This window comes from Gemmatimonas sp., from assembly GCF_031426495.1.
In the GTDB taxonomy this organism is placed as follows: Bacteria; Gemmatimonadota; Gemmatimonadetes; order Gemmatimonadales; family Gemmatimonadaceae; genus Gemmatimonas.
In genome coordinates this window covers 1-19,622 of sequence record NZ_JANPLK010000026.1, presented here as the reverse complement: position 1 = coordinate 19,622, position 19,622 = coordinate 1, and the positions used below count along the sequence as shown (strand labels likewise).

The following is a 19,622-nucleotide window of genomic DNA, read 5'->3' as shown; positions in this document are numbered from 1 at the left end:
AGACATGAGCGTGCGCGTATGAGTGGCATCAACGATTTCGCCTTCAAGATGGCGACCGTGAACGGGACCGGCTCGGCCAGCGCGAACAGCCTGCTCATGCAGGCGATCTTCCGGATGGGCATCCCGGTCACGGGCAAGAATATCTTCCCGTCGAACATTCAGGGACTGCCCACGTTCTACGAAGTGCGCGTGAGCAAGGACGGATATACGGCGCGTCCGCAGCACGTGGATCTCGTGGTCGCCCTCAATCCCAGTACCTACGCCAAGGATGTCGCGACGGTGCGCCCGGGCGGATACCTGGTGTACGACTCGTCGTGGCCGCTGGAATCGGAGCTCGAGCGCGAAGGCATCACGATCATCGGCATTCCGTTCGGTCAGATGTGCGTGGACACCTTCGTCGGTGACCGCGACCGCACGCTGCTGCGCAACATCGTGTACGCCGGCGCGCTGGCGGCGCTGCTCGAGATCGACATGGACATCATCGGGCAGATGCTGATCGAGAAGTTCTCCAAGAAGAAGAAGCTGCTCGAGTCGAATAACACGGCCATCCGGCTGGGCTACGACTACGCCAAGCAGCACTTCGCCTGTCCCCTGCCCTTCCATCTCGAGAAGATGGATGCCACGGGCGACTCCATTCTCATCGACGGCAACACCGCCGCCGGCCTGGGCGCTGTCTACGCTGGCGCGACGGTCGGTGCGTGGTACCCGATCACGCCGTCCACGTCGCTCATGGAAGCGTTCCGCGGGTTTTGCGAGCGCTTCCGCGTGGAGCCCGATACGGGGTTGCACAAGTACTGCATCATTCAGGCGGAAGACGAACTGGCCGCCGCCGGCATCGTAATCGGCGCCGGCTGGGCGGGGGCGCGCGCGTTCACGAACACATCGGGCCCCGGCATCTCGCTCATGCAGGAGTTCATCGGCCTCGCGTACTACACGGAAATTCCTGCAGTCTTCTACGATATCCAGCGCACGGGGCCGGCGACCGGCATGCCCACCCGCACGCAACAGTGCGACTTGATGTCGCTCGCCTACGCCTCGCATGGCGACACCAAGCACATCGTGCTGTTCCCGTGCAGTCCGGAAGAGTGCTTCTACATCGGTACGACGGCGTTCGATCTGGCCGAGCGTTTCCAGACGCCGGTGTTCGTAGCCAGTGATCTCGACATCGGCATGAACGACTGGATGTGCAAGCGACTGGTGTGGGATGACGGCTATCAGCCCGATCGCGGCAAGGTGCTCGACGCCGCCGCGCTCGAGCAGGTGAAGAAGTTCTCGCGGTACCTCGATGTGGATGGAGACGGCATCGCAGCCCGCACACTGCCGGGCGTGCATCCGAACGGCGCCTACTTCGTGCGCGGCTCGGGTCACGATAAGCATGGCGCCTACACCGAAGACTCCGACGCGTACCAGGAAGTCGTCGATCGTCTCACGCGCAAGTTCGCGACGGCGGCAACGGTCGTGCCCCATCCCGAATTCCATATGAAGCCCGACGCGCATGTCGGCATCGTCTCGCTGGGCAGCTGCCACGCGGCCGTGCTCGAAGCTATCGATCGCCTGCGCGACCAGGGGATCGTGGCCGACTACATGCGGATCAAGGCCTTCCCGTTCAACAGCAGCGTGCGCGAGTTCATCGACGCCCACGATGCGGTCTTCGTGGTGGAGCAGAACCGCGACGCGCAGCTCCGGTCGCTGCTGGCGATCGAAACCGGTGTGCCGCGCGACCACATGACGCCCGTGCTCGACTACGGCGGCATGCCGCTCACTGCCAATGTGGTCGTGACCGCGATCGCGAACCATTTCGCTGAGGTGCCCGCATGACGTCCATTGCCAAACCGCCGGTCCGACACCCCGGACTGCAGCGCAACGCGCTGGGCTTCACGGTCCGCGATTACGAAGGCGCGATGTCTACGCTGTGCGCTGGCTGTGGACACGACTCCGTGACTGCGGCCCTCGTGCAGTCGTTCTGGGAGCTGTCGCTGCCGCCGCATCGCGCCGCCAAGATGAGTGGCATCGGCTGCTCGTCGAAGACGACCGCGTATTTCATGAAGCAGTCGCACGGCTTCAACAGCGTGCACGGCCGCATGCCGTCAGTCACCTCGGGTGCGAGCGCGGCCAATCGTGACCTCACCTACATCGGCATCTCGGGAGACGGCGACTCGCTCAGCATCGGCCTCGGCCAGCTGTCGCACGCGATCCGTCGCAACGTGCGCATGCTGTACGTGATCGACAACAATGGCGTGTACGGCCTCACCAAGGGACAGTTCTCGGCGTCGGCCGATATCGGCTCGACGTCCAAGAAGGGCGAAGCCAACATGCAGCAGCCCATCGACCCCGTACTGCTGGCGCTCACGCTGGGTGCGACCTTCGTGGCCCGCAGCTTCTCGGGCGACAAGGCGCAGCTGGTGCCCATTCTCAAGGCCGGTCTGTCGCACAACGGCCTGGCACTGATCGACGTGATCTCGCCATGCGTCACCTTCAACGATCACGAAGGGTCTACCAAGAGCTACAAGTTCACGCGCGAGCATGAGGTCGAGATTTCGGCGGCGGACTTCGTGCCGTTGCGGCGCGAGATCACGGCGCCCGACACCGACAGCGACGTGTCGGTCGTCGCCATGCACGACGGCAGCACCGTGCGCTTTCGCAAGACGGCCGACAGCTACGACCCGACCGACCGTGAGCAGGCCTACGCGCACGTGCGCGCCTGCCAGCTGCGGCACGAAGTGGCCACCGGACTGCTGTTCATTGACGAGAGCGGGCAGGACATGCATGCGATGGCCAAGACGACGACGCAGCCGCTGGTAGATCTGCCGTTCGCCGATCTGTGCCCGGGAAATGCGGCGCTGCAGTCGCTGATGGAGCAGTACCGGTAGCAGACCCTTCACCCGTATCGCACGTTTCCTGTTCCCGGGTAGAGCATGCACACACTTCGACGACGCCGATGGAGTCTCGCTGTGTGTGCAGCGATCGTCATCTGTGTCTTGGCGCCGGTTGCGTGGTCACAACGCTCGGCGCGTCTGGAGCCGAACGCGCCGTATGACGGTCGGTATACGTTCGCGCGTATCAGGTACACACAGGGTTACCGCTTGGCGTGGGGTGTCGACTATCCACGAATGGAGCGCAATTTTCTCGTCATCCTCGACAATCTCACCACGATGTCGTTACGGAAGACGGAGACCAATGTCTACACGCTCGATGATCCGGGTCTCGCGAGACATACGGTCGCGTGGCTGACGGAGCCGGGGTACTGGGTGCCAACGGCGGCCGAGGCAACGGGGCTCCGGACCTGGCTGCAACGTGGCGGATTCCTGATCGTGGACGACTTTTACTACCAGCGTCAGTGGGATGTGTTCGAGCGATCGATGCGCATGGTACTCCCCGAGGTCAAGTTCTTTCGGCTCGATGCCTCCCACCCGATCTTCAACGGGTTCTTTGCGCTGAAGAAGCTGGACGGGATGCATCATCCCGCCACCACGGCTGCTGTCGCGGAATACTATGCGGTGTACGAGGGCAACGACCCCCGTCAGCGGATGCTCGCCGTGATCAGTTTTAACAACGACATCGGTGACTACATGGAGTGGTCGGGCGAAGGGTGGTTTCCGGTGAACCTCTCCAACGATGCCTACAAGTTCGCCACGAATTTTATTGTGTACGGCTTGACGCACTGATCCAGCCTGCTGGCCGGTACGTGCCGGATGGACGCCGCCGTTCAGTAGCGATCGAAGATCTGCTGCAGCGCGCCACGCTCTGCGGTGCGCGTGAGAGCGAGCATCAGCAACACGCGCGCTTTGTGCGCCGGGAGATCGCGCGCCAAGACCACTGGCATGTCACCAAGCGGTGAACCAACGATCCGACCACCCGGAACCCGTGACGCCACGACGACGGGAATGTTGGCCGCGGCGGCGATGCGCACCGCCGCCCGACCGCCCGCACTTAGACGTCCTCCTGCGAAGCTTGTGAGCACGATGCCGCGCGGACGTCGCTGCACTGCGGCGTGCATCACCGTGGAGTCGAATCCGGCATAATCCGTCACGATTTCGACCCGCGCCAGCGAATCGATGCGTGCGATATCGAATTCGGATGCAACGGTGTGCGACTGGAGTGCGCGCCGGAAGAAAATCACGGTGTCCGGATCGGCCGCACCGAGATAGCCGCGCTGAGGTGAGCCGAACGTATCCGCGCGGCGATTGTCCGACTTCCACACATCGCGCGCGGCGGCGATGTCCTCGTTCAACACCACGAGAACCCCGTGGCCCTTCGCCTCCACGGTCATCGCGACGCGCACACCGTTCAGCACATTCGCCGGCCCATCGGCCGAGACCTCGTCGGCTCCACGCATCGCACCGGTGACGACCACGGGCCGCGGGTCACGAACGGTAAGATTGAGAAAGAACGCCGTCTCCTCCATGGTGTCGGTCCCGTGCGTGACCACGATGCCGCGCAGCGCCGGTGCGGTTGCGAATGCTGAGTTCACGCGCTTGCCGAGCCGCAGCCAGTCGGCCGGCGTGACCTGTGACGACGGCACGCGCATCACCTCTTCCACTCGGATGGTGGCCACCTTCGCAAGTTCCGGAATGCCGCGCACCAGCGACGGTCCATCGGTCATAGGGCCGATGGTTCGACTCGCGATCGTGCCGCCGGTGGTGAGCACCAACACCTCGCCAAGCGGCTTGCCCTGCGCGCGAGCAGTCCCGGCGACGCCGGAGAGTGCAACGAGGAGGAGTGCGGCCCGAAGAAATCGTGGGGTCATGGTCACAGTGGGTCCGTGCATGAGTTGAGGCACCGGGGGTGGTGCAGCGCTTACGCGTACTGCGCCGCAGAACCTGAAAGGTCCACATCGTCGGCGCCGATGATTCGCGTGGCGCGAGAGATGGGAGCCTGCCGCTGAGGCGAAGACAGCCCCGCCATCGCCAACATGTTGGCGGTCGCCTGATCGGCGGCTTTCCGTTCGTCTGCGGTGCTCGCACACGCAGACGCGAGATCGAGCCACCCGAGTGCATCCGCCCACGCGGACTTCGCCGCACTCGCGTCGCTCGCCAACAGCGCGTACTCATGCGCCATCGCTGCCTCGCCGCCGGCTTCGGCATGCCGCGCAATCGCGCCAGGCTCGGGTGCACGCCGAACGCTGGCCGCAGACTCGGTGAGCGCCATGGCGATCATGCGGTGCACTTCGCGGCGACGCGAGGTGCCCATGGCCTCGAGCACCACGTGTCCGATGATACCGTTCACGCATACGTAGTGGCCGTCCGCTTCCATGACCAGCCGGCGCTCGACGAGTGCATCGCACACGTGGGCCGCCCGCAGCCGCGAGATGCCGTGCACGAACGAGAGCAGACTCGTATGACACGGGCTGCCCGCGGTCGCGATGGTGAGCAACAGCGCGTGTTGCTCGTCCGGCAGCGCGGCGACCCGCTCGGCCACCGCCGCGCGCAGGTCCGGGAATACCTCGGTGGCGAGTAACTCCCCGCTCATCGTATCGCTGTGTATCCACTCCTGCGTGCGCTGATCCACCGCGAGCCACTCGCGGGCGAACAACGACTTCAACAGCTCGATGACATACAGCGGATTGCCAGCGGCCACCTCGTGCACACGGGACGCCAGGCGCCGCGCCCCATCGGGGTGCGTCACGCGCCCGAGGCTGCGGATCAGTCGCCAGACGTCGTCGTGCGTGAGCGGCTCGAGCGAGACGCGAATCACGTTTGGCACCGCCCGCAACGCGCGCGTGAGTCGCGCGACAGGTGCGTCACGGTCGGTAGCGCCGAGCGCCTTGGTAAAACACCAGAGTACAGGTGCGTCGGCGAGACGTTGCACGAGGAAGAGCATCAGCTGACAGCTGTCGCCATCACACCAGTGCAGGTCATCGAGCACGATCACCAGCGGTGATTCCTCCGCGATGGCGATAAAAAGCTGAGCCACGGCTTCCGGCAAGGCGGAGCCAGGGGGCGGCGATCCAAATGCCGTCGGCAACCGTGATGCGTCGGGCAACGACGGGAATTTCCGTCGAGTGTCGGGCAGCACCCGCGCAACCTCGGCCAACCACATTTCATCGGTGCCCGCCGCGCCGGGGGCGTCGATCGCGCCTCGAATGATGTCGAGCATCGGCCCGAACGGCCTGTCGACGCCGGCTTCGTAGGCGCGTCCCCGCAAGAGCGTCGCCTCCTGACTGACCACGAACTGGGCGAAGTCGAGCAGCAGCCTGGATTTTCCGGACCCTTGCTCGCCAGTGACCAACACCAGCGCGCCCGCGCCTTCTGCCACCGCCTGCCAGCCGCGCATGAGCGACGCCCACGGCTGCTCGCGGCCGACCAGTGGTCCCTCGAAGGAGGGCATGAGTGCGTGTCCGGCTGCAATCGTACGCGGAGCGACCGGCGTCGGACGGGCCGGGGTGTGCTCAATTCGCAGTGCCAGCTCGCGCAGGGCGAGCCCCGGTAGCTGGCCCGTCTCGTGCTGCCGCGCGGCTGCGTAGGCCCGATACGCCGCGAGCGCATTGTCGCGGTCCCCCATGCGGTGCAATACATCGATCTGGAGATGCGCCGCGTCATCGGACAACGGGTCCAGGGACTGCCAGCGTGTCGAGAGCGACAGCGCGTGCGGCCAATCGCGCTGGGCGTGCGCGGCGCGCGCGGCGGTCGTCAGTGCTCGCCGGAATGGCCGCAGCAAAACCGCGCGCTGGCGTTCCACCCACTCGTCGAAGGCGGGCGCGTCGCGCAGGCTGAGACCAGTCAGGAAACGCGGGATATCGACGTCGAGCATACGGGAATCGTCGCCGCGGGCGTATTGACCGAACTGCAGCACGTCACAATCGAGCGGCGTCGCCAGGGCGGCGGACGACCGATCAAGCGCGAGGCGTTCGCCGAGCACGTCTTTCAGCTGCTTGAGCGCCTGTCGCAACGAAGCGCGCGCCTTGTCGTTGGTCGACTCCCCCCAGAGCAAACTGCTCAGCTCGTCGCGCGAGTGAGTGCCGAACTCGAGCGTAAGAAACGCGAGCAGCGCGAGTGACTTCGCGGCAATGGCCACCTCGACGCGCTGCTCGCCGCTATAGAGCGCGATGCTGCCGCACAACTTGAGATACATGCCGGACCCGGGTCAGAGAGTCTCCTACACGCCGGCAAACGTATGGCCGCTTCACGGCGGCCGACACCCCTTTCACGATGAATTCACGGAAGCCCAGCATACTCGCCCCGTGCAGTTCACCGCCTACCACTTCAGGAGCACATCATGAATCCGAACGACAACAAGAATGACATCGTCCGCATCGACCTCACGGAACCGCAGAAGGCGCAGGTGAAGCAGGCGATCGGAAAGGACGCCGACTCCATCGAGCTGAACACGCAGGAGCTCGAAGAGCGTATCGCCCCCCGCATGATCGCCCCGTAATTCGCGTCTCACGAAGTCCTCTGAGCATCTTCCGGAGCACACCATGAATCCGAACGACAAGCAGAACGACATTGTCCGTATCGACCTCACGGACACCCAGAAGGAGCAGGTCAAGCAGGTCACGGGCAAGGACGCCGACTCCATCGAGCTGAACACGCAGGAACTCGAAGAGCGCATTGCCCCGCGACCAATGATCATCCGCGAGTGAGGTTTCACCCGTCGCCCTCGGCGACCGGTGGTGCACGAGCCCGATCGGCCACACGCCGGTCGGGCTCGTTGTCGTTTCGGTGCGTTCGATGGGCTGAGACGTGCAGTTTGGGTTGTGGACGCTCCACGCTGGTGGCAAGTTCTCCCGCGTCACCAGACCCTCTCGTTCGCCTCTAACCGCCCGCAGTGGAGCCTAGCGCCAGTTCGTCAGGATCTTCGCCGGCGGCCGTGGAACTGTCGCAGGGCGTCCTACGTGGCCTGGTGCAGGCGGCTTTGGACATGTCCGGCGAGCTCGACCAGCGGATACTGCTGACCACCTCGCTTGATGCCGCACGCACCGCGCTCGGCGCCGACAGTGGCTCGTTCTGGGTTCCGTCCGAGAAGCAGGCGACCTGTCAGCTGGCTACCGGCCACGGTGCCGAGGCGCTGAGGGGATCGACGGTGCCGCTTACGGCCCTGGATTCCGTCGCTCCACACTCGCACACGCTGGCCGCGCCGGTTCTCAGCGGCGGACGCACCGTGGGGTACCTCCGCGTAGTGCGCGACGCCCATGACGACGCGTCACCGTTCGCCGCGTCCGATCAGGCGTTGCTGGCGCTGCTGGCCGACAGCACCGCGTCGGCGCTACGCACCGCGGCGCGGATCAAAGCGAACGATCGCTCAGGTGATCTGACGCTCGTCGAGGAGCTCAGTCGGGAAATCGGCTCGTCGCTCGATCTCGACCGCGTGCTGCAAACCGTCGTCAACATTGCCGCGAAAGCGGTTCGCTTCGACCTCGGCGCGCTCGCGTTGTATGAAAACGGTAAATGCGACATTCGCGCCGTCGCTGGCGCAGCGGCCGTCGACTCGAACGCGGAAGAGATGCAGGATCTCGCGTTCCGCGCAGCCTGGGCCGCCGGGACCGGCGAGATGTTCTACCTCTCGGACCGTGAAGCCCCCGGCTCGGACACCGAGCGCATCTTTCTGCAGTTCTTCGATGCGGAACTCGCCAAGGTCGAAATGCAGAGCGGCCTGTATCTGCCGCTCCGCGACGAAGAAGGCATTGTCGGCATCCTGCTGCTGGAAGCGAAGACGGCCGAGTTCGCGAGCGTTCGCGAACGTGAGCTGGCGCGCATTCTGGCCAACCAGGCCACCGTCGCGATTCGAAACGCAAAGCTGTACAGCCAGGTGCCGTTGGCCGAGGCGCTTGGCGCGATCAGCGCCAAGCGGGCCGAGTTCTTCGCCATCCCACTTCGTCGTCGCACCATCGCCGGCGTAAGTGCCGCAATTGCTCTGGCCTTGGTGACGCTGGTGCAGTGGCCGCTGCGCGTGGTGGCGGATACGCCCGTGTTCCGCCCCACGTCGTTTGCCACCGTTCGACCGCTCGTGAGCGGCACCGTTGACCGAGTGCTGGTGCGCGAGGGCAGCGAGGTAATCGCCGGCGCACCGCTCGCGCAGCTGCGCGATATCGAGGCACGTGCGGCGCGCCTCAGCGCGGCGGCAACCGTACGTGCTGCCGAGCGCGAGGCCGGGGCGGCAGCGAGCCGCGGCGACGCCGCCGGACAACGACTGCAGGACATCCGCGCCTCGTCGGCACGGGCCGCGCTCACCGTCCGCGACGAAGCGCTGCAGACGCTGACGTTGCGCGCACCGGTATCCGGCTCGGTACTCACCGCGCGTCCTGAACTGCTCATCGACACCAAACTCCGTGCCGGCGACGCGTTCGTGGTGCTCGGCCGCACGGATACCCTGGATCTCGAGTTTTCGGTGGAGCAGCGGGAGATCGCTCGGGTGCGCGTAGGCGATATCGTCCGCATTCGTGTCGATGCGTTACCGCAGCGGACCATCGAGGGGCGCGTTACATGGATTGGCACGTTGCCCCAGCCGGCTTCGCCTGCCGGCACTCCGGCGTCTGCCTCAGCCTCCGGCTCGACGAGCGACGCGCCGCTGGTGCACTTCCCCGTGCGTGCGCTCGTCCCGAATGCGGACGGCGCGATCAAGCCCGGTATGGGCGCGAATGCACGCGTGCTCACGGCGCCGGCGTCGTTGGCGGAACGATTACTGCGCACGCCCGTACGTGTCATGCGGCTCTTGTGGTGGAGGATGTGGTCGTGGGTGTAAACAGCACGCGGGTTGGGCCACTCGTCTCTGTCGCCATGCTCGGCTGGGCGCTGAGTGGCTGCGGCGGAACAGAGCCGGCGTCGGGCCGTTCTCGTCAGGTCGTAGCCGATACAGGACTGCTGGTGGATACCGCCACGGTCGATGTGCCTCGCACGTTTACCGGACAGGTGTTCGTCGAACACGACGTGGTCGTGGCCGCACGCGCGGCCGGTGTCATCGACTCGCTCTTCGTGAATCTCGGCGCGTCGGTGCAGCGCGACGCACCGCTGGCGTCGATCGAACGGCAAGCGCAGGACATCGAACGTGATCGCGCCCTGTCGGCCGTGGACCAGGCACGTCGCGCCGTCGTGCGCTCCCGCGAACTGGCGACGACGGGCGGCGTCACCACGGAGGATTCCGAACACGTTGAAGCCGTGTATCGGGATGCCGAGCTCACGTTGCGGAGGACGGAGCGCGACGTGGAGCTGACGCGTGTCGTGGCCCCGTTCGCGGGAAAGATCAGTGCGCGGTACGTGAAGCCGAAGCAACTCGTGGCCGTGGGCGACACCTTGTTTCGGGTCGCGGAGACCGCGCCGCAGTTGGTGCGGATCCGCGTCACCGATCCGCTGGCCAGGCAGGTCCGCGTGGGGGATCGTGCGACGATTGTGGGAAGCGGCAGCACCGGCGGCGCGGCCCGCGCCGAGGCGCGCGTGGTGTTCGCGGCCCCGGCGTACGACGCGGCGAGTGCCACCCGCGAAGTCATTCTCCAGGCAGCGACACCACGCTTCCTGTCCGGTGAAAGCGTGACGGCACAGCTGGGACGGGAGCGGCGCCGGACCATCGTGGCGCCACGCAAGGCGATTGCGAGCGATGGCTTTGCGCTCGTGATGGAAGGCGGCCGTACCGTACTGCGCCCAGTGGCCATCGGTGTCGACGTCGCCGGCAACCGCGTCGAAATCGTGAGCGGACTCGCCGTCGGCGACCGGCTCGCGATCCCGCGCCGCTGAACGCGAGCCTGACGGTAATGGCACGTCGATGAGTGCGCCGCAACTGAGAGCCGATCTCGCGATCGTCGAGCAGCGCTTTCGCGATGAGCAGAGCTTCGTGGTCAAGGATCCGTCCACCCACGCCTACTTCCGCTTTCGACCCGTCGAGATGCGGGTCATGCGGATGTTCGACGGCGCACGTTCGGCAGCGCAGGTGGCCGAACAACTGGTGGCCGACGGCGTCAAGGTGTCGGCAGCGACGGTGGAGGGATTTGCCCGCAAGCTCGCGGCGCTCGGCCTGTTGGAGCGCACGCTGTTCGAGCGCACGACGCAGCAACTCGAGCGATTGCGCGCCGAACGGAAGCGAACGCGTTCGGTGGTGCGCGGTGAGCTGTTTCGGATGCGCTTTTCGTTCGGGGATCCTGACACGGCACTGAACCGCTGGTATCCTCGTCTCCGCTGGTGCTTCACGCCGGCATTCGTTGTGCTGTCCGTCGCCCTGTTCCTGGCGTACCTGGCCATCGTCATTGCGCAACGCGAGACATATGCCGCTGAGCTTGCGGCGTCATTTTCATTTGACTCGCTCACGCCGTGGTCGTTCGTCGTGCTGCTTGGCACGTTCACGCTGCTCACGGCGATTCACGAGTTTGGCCATGCCTTCGCCTGTAAGCACTTCGGCGGCGAAGTCCACGAAATGGGGTTCATGCTGTTGTTCTTCATGCCGGCGTTCTACGCCAATGTGAACGACGCGTGGAGCTTTCCTGAGCGGCGCGCTCGACTCTGGGTCACGGCGGCCGGTGCGTGGATCGAGCTCTTCGTCACGTCGGTGATGGCGGTCGTGTGGCTCACGCTCACGCCGGGCTCGGTGATCGGCCAGATCGCGATCGCGGCGATGCTGATTGGAGGGATCGCCAATATCCTCACCAACTCGAACCCGCTGCTTCCCCTTGACGGTTACTTCGCGCTCGGCGATTGGCTGGAGATGTCCAACCTCCGCCAGCGCGCGCAAGTGCACGCCGGCATCTGGGCTCGTCGACACCTGCTGCGCGAAAGCATCGTGGTACCAGCGCTCGAGCCTCGGGAGCATCGCATCCTGGTGGCATACGGGGCTGGCGCCTTCGCCTATTCCACCGGGTTTCTGCTCTTACTCGCATCGGGCGTCGTCAGCTTCGTCAATGGCCTGCTCGGCGCAACGGCGGCGGGCCTCATCGTGCTCGTGGTGCTGTTCGCGATGCGTACACCTCTGCACGCCGTCGCTGCAGCCGGGCGCGCGTCGTGGCGCACATGGACGACGCGCCGTACGCACAGATCGCGAAGGTGGACGAGCCTCATTGTCGCGATCTCGCTGCTGCTCGTGGCGGGGCTCATTCCGTGCCATCTCACCGCTTACGGACCGTTCACCGTAGCGTCCACCGCCCACCTGGTCCTGACGGCGCCATCCAGCGGAGTGGTGTCCTCGGTCTCAGTGCGCGAAGGCGATGTGCTGTCGGCCGGCGCGCCAGTGTTGCAGTTGCGCGACGCGATGCTCGATCGCGAGCAGGTGATGCGACAGGCGATAGTCGACTCGCTGTCGGCCGAGCTCACGCGAGCAGATGCCGGACAGGCAACCGGTACGAGCGAGGTACTGCGCGCGAGCGTCGAAGCCGCTTCTGCATCGGCGTCGGAAACTCGCAGCCGCATTGGCGACCTCCGCGTGACCGCGACGATCGCCGGTACCGTCGCCACGCCACGCCCGGAACAGCTTAATGGGCGGTCGGTGCAGGTCGGCGATACGTTGCTCACCCTGACCGATGCCGCGCAACGCGAGGCCGTCATTCACCTCCGTGGCGCCGGTGCGATGGACGTCCGGGTTGGCCAGACGGTCCGATATGTCGGGCGACACGATGTTGGTCAACCAATGCGTGGCGTGATCTCGAGCGTATCGCCGATCGGAGGCCACGTGGGAACAGTCGAGGCGCGGGTCCTTCTCCCACCCGAGAGCACCCTGCGACTTGGCACGACGGGCGAGGCGCGCGTGCTTTGGCGCCGCACCAATGTCTTGGGCGCCATCGTCTGGGCGCTTCGCTCGGCGTTGCGCAACGATTTGCTGTTGTAGGCACCCATCGCCGCCGTAATACGTCTCAAACTTCACCTCTCTCCGATCGCCGACCATGACCACTCGTCATCACTTTCGCATTTACACGGCGTTCCTCTTCTCGCTACTGACGGTCGCGCCGAACGCGCACACACAGAGTATCGCACCGGCGCCTGGCACGCTGGCCACGAACGCCGAGGTACTCGCTGCCGAACGGCTCTTCTCGGCATGGATGGAAGGACAGCTCGCTTTCCGCGGGATACCCGGTGTCGCCGTGGGCGTAGTGTACGACCAACAGCTGGTGTGGTCGCAAGGCTTCGGCTTCGCCGATGTGAAGAACCGTGTGCCCATGACACCGCAGGTGAAATTCCGCATCGCGTCGCACAGCAAGATGTTCGCGGCGATTGCGATCATGCAGCTGCGCGAAGAAGGGAAAATTCGACTCGACGATCCCGTCGAGAAGTATCTACCCTGGTTCAAGGCGAAGCCGGCGGGTGATGACGATGGCGTCATCACCATCGAACAGCTGCTGTCACACACGTCCGGATTGCAGCGTGAGGCCGGTGATCACTGGACGACCTTCAACTTCCCTACGGAAGAGGAACTCAAGCGACTGTACAGCGACCGTCAGGCGGCGTTCGCCCCGAACGTGCGATGGAAGTATTCCAATCTGGCATTCGCCGTGGCCGGGCTGGTGGTCGAGCAGATCACCGGACAGAAATGGGCGGCGTACGTGCAGCAGCAAATGCTCACGCCACTCGGGATGAGCGCCACCAGCGTCGATCAGAATGTGTTGGGACTTACCGTACCGTACATGCGTCGCCTGCCCGACGGATCGCGCGATGTGCTGCCCTTCGTGGACGCGCGCGGGATGGCGGCCGCCACGGGCATGTCATCGAACGTGGACGATCTCGCGAAGTTCGTCTCGGCGCAGTTCCGACGTGGCACTCGCGCCGGCGCGCAGATTCTCAGCACGGGTTCATGGCGCGAGATGCATCGCGTGCGGGCCGTGGATGAAACGTGGCAGAGTGGCAGTGGGCTGGGCTTCGACTTCATCCGTGTCGACAACCGCACCTGGGTCGGCCACGGCGGTGGCTATCCGGGCAATACGACACACACGCTCTTTCAGCTGAACGACAAAGTTGGCGTCATTGTCCTCACGAACACCAACGACTCCGATCCGCGGCAGATCGCCGAGCAGCTCATCGCGACGGTCGGGGCGGCCGTCGCGAAAGCCGCGCCAGCGCGAGCGCAGACTGTGGCGTGGGATCCATCGTGGGCGCGCTTTGCCGGGTGGTATCGCAGCGCGATGGGCGACTCGCGGGTGGTGCTGCTGAACGACAAGCTGGCCATGATCTCGCCCACGTCGACCACCATCGGCACGCCGTCCTCCCTCGAGCCACTCGGTGGCGGCCGCTTTCGCCTCATGGCACCCGGCGGCGGCAGCGCCATTGGAGAGGTGGTGCGCTTTGTTGAGGAGAACGGCGCGGTGACCCGCATGTATGTCGGCGACGGATATCAAACGCGTCTGCGATAGCGGAGCGCGTGGCAGAGCCCCGCTACTGTCCCCGGCGCTCGCGGCTGCCACGGTTGCCGTCGGACGGATTCCTTGGCTGCGCCGCACGCGTCGGAGCACTGCGCGGCTCCGGCGAGCGGGCCTGCGGTGCCGATTGCGGTGCGGACGGCGGTGGCGCCTGCCGAGCCTCGCGCTCTGGTCCACGTGGCTGCGGAGCACGCTCGACCCGGCCCTCGCCCCGACGTGCGTCGTTGCCACGCGCCTCGTTGCCACGCGACTCGTTGCCACCCGACTCGTTGCCACGCGACTCGCTCGACCGTGTATCCGCCGTCACCGTTGGTGCCATCGGCTCTCGCCGACGTTCGGTCGCCATCGGCTGCCCCAGCATCACGCCGTTGCCGCGCGATCCACCACGATTCGCATCACCTCGTGTCGCGTCACTCCGACCTTCGTCGCGCCGGTCCGCGTCACGTTGCGGCAGTCCGTTGCGATATCCCTCCGGCGATGCCGAACCGCCTTCCGAACGCGGCTGCGCGGTGCGGTAGATGCTCACGCCGTTGGTGACCTCACGCGTGCGTCCATCGCCGCGTCCATCGCCGCGTCCATCGCGGTATCCATCGCGGTATCCATCGCGATTGCCATCACGACGCGAGTCGAAGTACACGTCGCGGTGATAGCCGGCATAGCGATCCACGTTGCGGTAATCGACCACGCGATAGCGGATGTCGCGATTCACGTACACATCGCGGTAGCGCGGGCTGATGTAGATGTTTGTAACCTGGATGAACGGCCACGAACGCGCGCGCCATCCACCGCCCCACGCTACATACCGGTCATCCCAGCCGTTGTAGTACACCGAGCTGCGACCCCAGTCGAGATCGTAGTTCAGCCAGCCACCGATGGGGAAACCCACACCGAACGACCAATACCGGCTGGAGAATCCGGTGGCAAAAATCGGTCGCGTATACACCAGCACGGGGTCGTACACCGGCACGTAGATCACCCGCGGCTGCGCCGGCACAATGACATAATTGTTCGACTCGCGCACCACCTGCTGCTGTGATGTCGTCACCAAATTGCCCTGCGTATCGGCCAGGCGACGCATGCGCTGCACGGCCGCCATGACCTCGCTCGACTGATACGCGTACGCTCGACCGAGTGTGGCTGTCCAGTCGCCCTTGTCGGCCATCATGTTGAGCGCCGACTGATAATGGGCGACCGATTTTACGCTCACATCCCAGGGCTGATCGTCGATGGCAGCCGTACCGTGCTCACGGACCCACTGTGCCGCGTCCGCGACCTGATCGGGAAAGGTGGCGGCCACCAGTACCTGCGCCAGCAGCGCGTCCGGGTACAAGGCAATCGGACCAACCAGATTGTCGAGCTGGCTCTCTGAATACCGCGTCGCGTCGAACGTGGTGTTCAGCTGCGGCACAACGACCTGCGCGGTGAGCGGCGCGAGGGGAGCAGCGGTGGCCAGTGACAGCGCCAGCAGTGGGACGTACGAAGCACGGGACATGGTGCCGCTCCGACAAGGGAACCAGCAGGGACACGAACGGACCTCATGCTCGCCATGAGGTGCAGGATTCGTACCTCAACTGTTGCGCGGCGAAGTGCGTTGTATCACAACAACTTGACTGCCGCACCTCCTTGCGCCGCGTCGTCCGGTATCCTCGATTCAGGACAGCCAGCTCACCGAAAGTGGACAGCGACACGCCCCCAAAAACACCATGAACGCAAAAGAGCGGGACGCCCCTCTACACGCCCTGCAGGCGCGATTCGAGCGCCACATGCACCGTCATCCCGGCGTCTTGTGGGCGGACGTGCTGGCCAGACTCGACGCCAAGCCCGCCGCCTTGCTCTCGTTGCGCAAGATGGAGGAGACCGGCGGCGAGCCTGATGTGGTGCGCATCGACGACACGTCCGCCGGATACACATTCTGCGATTGCGCGCCGGAAAGCCCATTCGGTCGCCGGAGCTGCTGCTACGACCAGCGAGCGCTCGACTCCCGGAAGGAGAACAAACCGGCCACCAGCGCCATGGCGATGGCCGCCGACATGGGCATCGAGCTACTCACGGAAGCGCAGTACCGCGCCCTTCAGCAGCTGGGCGAATTCGATCTCAAAACGTCGAGCTGGATCAGCACGCCGAGCCCTATTCGCAAGCTCGGCGGTGCCCTCTTCTGTGATCGTCGGTACGACTCCGTGTTCGTGTACCACAACGGCGCCTCGTCGTACTACGCCGCGCGAGGATTCCGCGGCGTGCTGCGGATCTGACGTCGACGTAGCACGTGTCTAGCGGAAAATATCAAAGCTGCCGAGCAGCCACCACAACAGCGCGAAGATCAGGATCGTGGAGAAGCAACCACCGCCGAGCTTTTTCGCGCCCCATCCGGCGGCGACGCCGCGTAACAGCTTGCTCATCGCGACTTCTCTGCTGCTTCCTCGTCAGGCACGATGGCATCGACGTTCACAGAGAGCGCGAGTTCGGTCAACAACAGATCGGTGGCCTGCTCTTCATCGAGCGTCTGCTGCAGCAGTTCAGCCTGTTTCGAAAAGCCGAGTAGCTGCGCATACGTACGCGCGGTGCCGTACCCGGCCATCTCGTAGTGCTCGACATGCTGAGCACTCGAGATCAGACCAGCGTCGAGCACCTCGGGATTCGCATCTTCCTTGAGGAGATCGGCTCCTTCGGCCACGAGCCCTTCCATACCCTTACAATGCTTTCCCTTCGGGCTGATACCGAGCTCGGTGAAGATCTCTTCCAGCCGAAGGACATGCTCTTCGGTCTGCGCGAGGTGCGTGGCGAACGCGTCTTTGACTTTCGGATTGGTCGCGCCTTTATGCAACTTGGGCAACGCCTTCAGGATCTGATGCTCGGCACTGTACAGGTCGCGAAGTCCTTCAACGTACAGCTCGTGCAGTGATGCGAGTTCCATGGTGATGCCTCGAGGGAAGTGGGCGAAGTGGATCGAGCGCGCCACTTCTAAGCATCATCCGTGCCCGCCGACGCACATCGCCGTGGGAAGCCAAGCGCGCGCTCGAGATCGTCAGAGCACGACCAACGAGGCGGCGGAGGCCCCGCGTACGGCGTCGACGGCAATCGATCGGTCGAACGTGACCAGTGCACCGCCGTGGCGCACAGCAAGCGCCAGCAAGTAGACATCGGTCAATTGCCGCGGTCCGTGAATGCGAGTGGTGTCGATCAACTGATCGTCGAGTACGCTGACGTCGTCAGCCCAAAACTCATGAACGGACTCGAGGCTTGCACGACGCAGCTTCGCGACGATGTCCACGACGGCATGTGCGCCGGGGTAGCCCGGATGACTCATGATTCGCACACACCCGTTCTGCGTGATGGGACACGAGGCCCAGCCATTGACCGCATTCGCCGAAAACCAGCCGACAGCGGCGTGGTGCGAGATGTGATCCGCATCAAACAGCGCGATCAGCACGTTCACATCGAGCAACGCGCGCATCAGTATGCGTCGTCCTGTCGGAGTCGGTCGATCAGGTCATTGGTCACGACCGCGCCGCGCGACGCGAAGGGCTGCACACCGTAGATGGCCGGCGGCTCGTGTACCGCCGACGGCGCGAGCCCCGACGACTCGCGAGGCGCGGTCAGCGCTTGTCGCATCAACTCCGAGACGACCTGCCCCATGGACTTGTGCTCGCGCTTGGCGCGCTCCTTCGCCGCCGCGAGCACATCATCGGCAATATCGAGGGTGGTTCGCATGTTGTGATGCTAGCGCATCACACATCAGATGTCGAGTGTGTTGCCCGCGCTGGCGCCGCCACACTACCCGCCAGTAGCCCGCCGTCAATGTTGAACTCGCCGCCGGTGCAGTACGCCGATTCATCGCTGGCGAGATAGGCCACCAATGCCGCGACTTCCTCCGGAGCGCCAAACCTCCGCAGCGGCGCATCGGCAACCGCCGCCGCGATGTTCGCCGCGCGATCGGGGCCGGTTCCCAACATGGGCTCCCACAGAGGCGTCAGCACCGCCGCCGGCTGCACCACATTGCAGCGAATCCCGAGGTCTTGCTCGGCGCACCACAAGGCCACCGACTTGGTGTGATTCCGCACCGCCGCTTTGCTCGCGGCATATGCCGCCGCGCCCGGGATACCCACCACGCCAGAGCGTGAGCCGATGTTGACGATGCTGCCACCACCCGCGGCGCGCATGGCCCCGATGGCTGCTTGGCAGCCCAGCATGACCCCCTCGAGATTGGTGGCCATCACCGCGCGCCACGCCTCGAGCGACACGTGCTCCGGATCGTGCGCGCCGGCGTACGACTCGAATCCGGTGATGCCGGCGTTGTTCACGAGCACATCGAGTCGGCCATACCGTTGCACGCACTCGCCGATCACGAGCGCCCAGTCTGCCGCGTCACGCACATCGAGATGCCGGTACACGGCGCAGGCCCCGAGCGCGCTGGCCGCGCGCTCGCCCTCGTCGTCGCGGAGGTCGGTCAACACGACCTCCGCCCCTTCGTCCACCAGACGACGCGCCACCGCCAGCCCGATCCCTCTCGCCGCGCCGGTTACCAGCGCTACCCGTCCGGTGAGTCGCCGCATAACGATCCTCGTTTGTAAATAGCCATACACTAACTCGTGCTTGATAGTGAATGGCTATTTACTTATTGTCAAGCATGTCCCGTCCCCGCCTGGTCTCCGACCACGACGTGTTCGCCGCGTTCGATGCCGCGATCGCGGAGCACGGCCCCAATGGGGTGACGCTCGGCCTGGTGGCCCAGCGGCTGGGCGTCACCGCGCCCGCGCTCATGCGTCGCTTCGGATCGAAGCAGGGGCTGTTCGCCGCCTTCATGCAGCAGCAATTGGCAGCGCAGCCGGACATGCTGCGCGCGCTCGTGGATACCCAGGCCGATCCGATGCAAGCGCTGCTCGCGCTCAGCGGACATACGCGTCCGTACAGCATGAAACGTGCGGCGTATCTGCGTCACCTCGCCAGTTTCTTCCTGCAGTTGGCCGACGACCCCGCGTTGGTGCCCGTCATCGCGAAGTGGTTCGAAGGCGAGCGAGGTTGGATGGCAGAACGCCTTTCCGAGGCGTTGGCGACCGGCGCGCTGAAGTTGAACACGCCGGTGCCCGAGCTCGCGCGCACGCTGCAAGCCGCGCTGCATGGGGCGCGACTGCAGTGGGCCACCGGCGGCAAGGGCACGGAGAGCGCGTGGAGTCGACGTGAGATGGATGCGGTGCTGGGGCCGTGGCGGAAATAGCCAGACCAACGCACGCCGTAGCCCTCACTCGTACGCCAGCGCCGCCGCCGTGGGGACGCGCATCGCCCGCATCGCCGGCCACGCGCACGCCGCCATCGACACGATGGTCACCAGCCCCAGCCAAATGATCACACCACTCGCGTCGGG

General features: G+C 65.1%; 19 protein-coding genes. 11 read left to right on the top strand and 8 right to left on the bottom strand.

All coding sequences use genetic code 11. The annotated features are described in order from the left end of the window. The first annotated feature begins 18 nt into the window (after positions 1-18). The 3 genes from RMP10_RS07410 to RMP10_RS07400 are packed head-to-tail and all read left to right on the top strand — an operon-like array spanning position 19 to position 3,665. Positions 19-1,818 carry a 2-oxoacid:acceptor oxidoreductase subunit alpha gene (locus RMP10_RS07410; RefSeq protein WP_310569726.1) on the top strand — a complete coding sequence of 600 codons (1,800 nt, stop codon included), beginning with the start codon at positions 19-21 and terminating at the stop codon, positions 1,816-1,818. Next, a complete protein-coding gene (locus tag RMP10_RS07405; RefSeq protein WP_309671702.1) occupies positions 1,815-2,870 on the top strand; it encodes a 2-oxoacid:ferredoxin oxidoreductase subunit beta in 1,056 nt (351 codons plus the stop codon). Before RMP10_RS07410 ends, RMP10_RS07405 begins: the two co-directional genes overlap by 4 nt. 45 nt (positions 2,871-2,915) lie before the next feature. Continuing rightward, positions 2,916-3,665 (top strand): DUF4159 domain-containing protein, encoded by a 750-nt coding sequence (locus RMP10_RS07400; RefSeq protein ID WP_310569725.1) that lies wholly within the window; start codon positions 2,916-2,918, stop codon positions 3,663-3,665. Positions 3,666-3,706: 41 nt separating this feature from the next. Here RMP10_RS07400 and RMP10_RS07395 read toward each other — a convergent pair whose 3' ends face one another. Beyond that, positions 3,707-4,747 carry an asparaginase gene (locus tag RMP10_RS07395; protein ID WP_310569724.1) on the bottom strand — a complete coding sequence of 347 codons (1,041 nt, stop codon included), beginning with the start codon at positions 4,745-4,747 and terminating at the stop codon, positions 3,707-3,709. 50 nt (positions 4,748-4,797) lie between these two features. Continuing rightward, positions 4,798-7,071, bottom strand: a complete 2,274-nt coding sequence (locus tag RMP10_RS07390) for an AAA family ATPase (protein ID WP_310569723.1) — start codon at positions 7,069-7,071, stop codon at positions 4,798-4,800. Positions 7,072-7,215: 144 nt separating this feature from the next. Between RMP10_RS07390 and RMP10_RS07385 the strand changes: the two genes are divergently transcribed. The 6 genes from RMP10_RS07385 to RMP10_RS07360 all read left to right on the top strand — a co-directional run bounded on the left by RMP10_RS07385 (position 7,216) and on the right by RMP10_RS07360 (position 14,257). Then, positions 7,216-7,374, top strand: coding sequence for a hypothetical protein (locus RMP10_RS07385; protein WP_310569722.1), 159 nt, complete (start codon positions 7,216-7,218; stop codon positions 7,372-7,374). 43 nt (positions 7,375-7,417) lie between these two features. Beyond that, positions 7,418-7,582 carry a hypothetical protein gene (locus RMP10_RS07380; protein WP_309671707.1) on the top strand — a complete coding sequence of 55 codons (165 nt, stop codon included), beginning with the start codon at positions 7,418-7,420 and terminating at the stop codon, positions 7,580-7,582. A gap of 227 nt (positions 7,583-7,809) precedes the next feature. Further along, positions 7,810-9,681 (top strand): GAF domain-containing protein, encoded by a 1,872-nt coding sequence (locus tag RMP10_RS07375; protein WP_310569721.1) that lies wholly within the window; start codon positions 7,810-7,812, stop codon positions 9,679-9,681. Next, positions 9,672-10,667 carry an efflux RND transporter periplasmic adaptor subunit gene (locus tag RMP10_RS07370; protein WP_310569720.1) on the top strand — a complete coding sequence of 332 codons (996 nt, stop codon included), beginning with the start codon at positions 9,672-9,674 and terminating at the stop codon, positions 10,665-10,667. The genes RMP10_RS07375 and RMP10_RS07370 overlap by 10 nt, the downstream gene beginning before the upstream one ends. A 28-nt stretch (positions 10,668-10,695) precedes the next feature. Beyond that, positions 10,696-12,741, top strand: a complete 2,046-nt coding sequence (locus RMP10_RS07365) for an HlyD family efflux transporter periplasmic adaptor subunit (protein ID WP_310569719.1) — start codon at positions 10,696-10,698, stop codon at positions 12,739-12,741. Positions 12,742-12,796: 55 nt separating this feature from the next. After that, entirely contained in the window at positions 12,797-14,257 is a 1,461-nt protein-coding gene (locus tag RMP10_RS07360) for a serine hydrolase domain-containing protein (RefSeq protein ID WP_310569718.1), read from the top strand. Between the two features lie 22 nt (positions 14,258-14,279). Here the strand turns inward: RMP10_RS07360 and RMP10_RS07355 are convergent, their stop codons facing one another. Beyond that, positions 14,280-15,755 carry a DUF3300 domain-containing protein gene (locus RMP10_RS07355; protein WP_310569717.1) on the bottom strand — a complete coding sequence of 492 codons (1,476 nt, stop codon included), beginning with the start codon at positions 15,753-15,755 and terminating at the stop codon, positions 14,280-14,282. A gap of 211 nt (positions 15,756-15,966) precedes the next feature. On the opposite strand from RMP10_RS07355, the gene RMP10_RS07350 reads away from it, so the two are divergent. After that, a complete protein-coding gene (locus RMP10_RS07350) occupies positions 15,967-16,512 on the top strand; it encodes a DUF4256 domain-containing protein (RefSeq protein ID WP_310569716.1) in 546 nt (181 codons plus the stop codon). An 18-nt stretch (positions 16,513-16,530) separates the two neighbouring features. Here RMP10_RS07350 and RMP10_RS07345 read toward each other — a convergent pair whose 3' ends face one another. The 5 genes from RMP10_RS07345 to RMP10_RS07325 all read right to left on the bottom strand — a co-directional run bounded on the left by RMP10_RS07345 (position 16,531) and on the right by RMP10_RS07325 (position 18,813). Continuing rightward, on the bottom strand, positions 16,531-16,659 hold the full coding sequence (locus tag RMP10_RS07345; RefSeq protein WP_309671717.1) for a hypothetical protein: 129 nt from the start codon (positions 16,657-16,659) through the stop codon (positions 16,531-16,533). Next, positions 16,656-17,174: a ferritin-like domain-containing protein gene (locus RMP10_RS07340; RefSeq protein ID WP_309671718.1), complete on the bottom strand. Its 519-nt coding sequence runs from the start codon at positions 17,172-17,174 to the stop codon at positions 16,656-16,658. Before RMP10_RS07340 ends, RMP10_RS07345 begins: the two co-directional genes overlap by 4 nt. Before the next feature lie 111 nt (positions 17,175-17,285). Further along, a complete protein-coding gene (locus tag RMP10_RS07335) occupies positions 17,286-17,714 on the bottom strand; it encodes a TA system VapC family ribonuclease toxin (protein WP_310569715.1) in 429 nt (142 codons plus the stop codon). Next, positions 17,714-17,971, bottom strand: a complete 258-nt coding sequence (locus tag RMP10_RS07330; protein ID WP_310569714.1) for a hypothetical protein — start codon at positions 17,969-17,971, stop codon at positions 17,714-17,716. The genes RMP10_RS07335 and RMP10_RS07330 overlap by 1 nt, the downstream gene beginning before the upstream one ends. A gap of 17 nt (positions 17,972-17,988) precedes the next feature. Further along, the gene (locus RMP10_RS07325) at positions 17,989-18,813 is read right to left on the bottom strand and encodes a glucose 1-dehydrogenase (protein ID WP_310569713.1); all 825 of its coding nucleotides are present in this window, start codon (positions 18,811-18,813) and stop codon (positions 17,989-17,991) included. A 74-nt stretch (positions 18,814-18,887) separates the two neighbouring features. On the opposite strand from RMP10_RS07325, the gene RMP10_RS07320 reads away from it, so the two are divergent. Next, positions 18,888-19,475, top strand: a complete 588-nt coding sequence (locus RMP10_RS07320; RefSeq protein ID WP_310569712.1) for a helix-turn-helix domain-containing protein — start codon at positions 18,888-18,890, stop codon at positions 19,473-19,475. The last annotated feature ends 147 nt before the right edge of the window (positions 19,476-19,622 follow it).

Excerpts from the sequence above, each read along its gene's own strand:
- RMP10_RS07400 (WP_310569725.1), top strand. The coding sequence starts at position 2,916 with ATGCACACACTTCGACGACGCCGATGGAGTCTCGCTGTGTGTGCAGCG.
- RMP10_RS07385 (WP_310569722.1), top strand. The coding sequence starts at position 7,216 with ATGAATCCGAACGACAACAAGAATGACATCGTCCGCATCGACCTCACG.
- RMP10_RS07345 (WP_309671717.1), bottom strand. The coding sequence starts at position 16,659 with ATGAGCAAGCTGTTACGCGGCGTCGCCGCCGGATGGGGCGCGAAAAAG.
- RMP10_RS07380 (WP_309671707.1), top strand. The coding sequence starts at position 7,418 with ATGAATCCGAACGACAAGCAGAACGACATTGTCCGTATCGACCTCACG.
- RMP10_RS07410 (WP_310569726.1), top strand. The coding sequence starts at position 19 with ATGAGTGGCATCAACGATTTCGCCTTCAAGATGGCGACCGTGAACGGG.
- RMP10_RS07320 (WP_310569712.1), top strand. The coding sequence starts at position 18,888 with ATGTCCCGTCCCCGCCTGGTCTCCGACCACGACGTGTTCGCCGCGTTC.
- RMP10_RS07355 (WP_310569717.1), bottom strand. The coding sequence starts at position 15,755 with ATGTCCCGTGCTTCGTACGTCCCACTGCTGGCGCTGTCACTGGCCACC.
- RMP10_RS07340 (WP_309671718.1), bottom strand. The coding sequence starts at position 17,174 with ATGGAACTCGCATCACTGCACGAGCTGTACGTTGAAGGACTTCGCGAC.
- RMP10_RS07330 (WP_310569714.1), bottom strand. The coding sequence starts at position 17,971 with ATGCGAACCACCCTCGATATTGCCGATGATGTGCTCGCGGCGGCGAAG.
- RMP10_RS07335 (WP_310569715.1), bottom strand. The coding sequence starts at position 17,714 with ATGCGCGCGTTGCTCGATGTGAACGTGCTGATCGCGCTGTTTGATGCG.
- RMP10_RS07365 (WP_310569719.1), top strand. The coding sequence starts at position 10,696 with ATGAGTGCGCCGCAACTGAGAGCCGATCTCGCGATCGTCGAGCAGCGC.
- RMP10_RS07405 (WP_309671702.1), top strand. The coding sequence starts at position 1,815 with ATGACGTCCATTGCCAAACCGCCGGTCCGACACCCCGGACTGCAGCGC.
- RMP10_RS07390 (WP_310569723.1), bottom strand. The coding sequence starts at position 7,071 with ATGTATCTCAAGTTGTGCGGCAGCATCGCGCTCTATAGCGGCGAGCAG.
- RMP10_RS07350 (WP_310569716.1), top strand. The coding sequence starts at position 15,967 with ATGAACGCAAAAGAGCGGGACGCCCCTCTACACGCCCTGCAGGCGCGA.
- RMP10_RS07395 (WP_310569724.1), bottom strand. The coding sequence starts at position 4,747 with ATGACCCCACGATTTCTTCGGGCCGCACTCCTCCTCGTTGCACTCTCC.
- RMP10_RS07325 (WP_310569713.1), bottom strand. The coding sequence starts at position 18,813 with ATGCGGCGACTCACCGGACGGGTAGCGCTGGTAACCGGCGCGGCGAGA.
- RMP10_RS07360 (WP_310569718.1), top strand. The coding sequence starts at position 12,797 with ATGACCACTCGTCATCACTTTCGCATTTACACGGCGTTCCTCTTCTCG.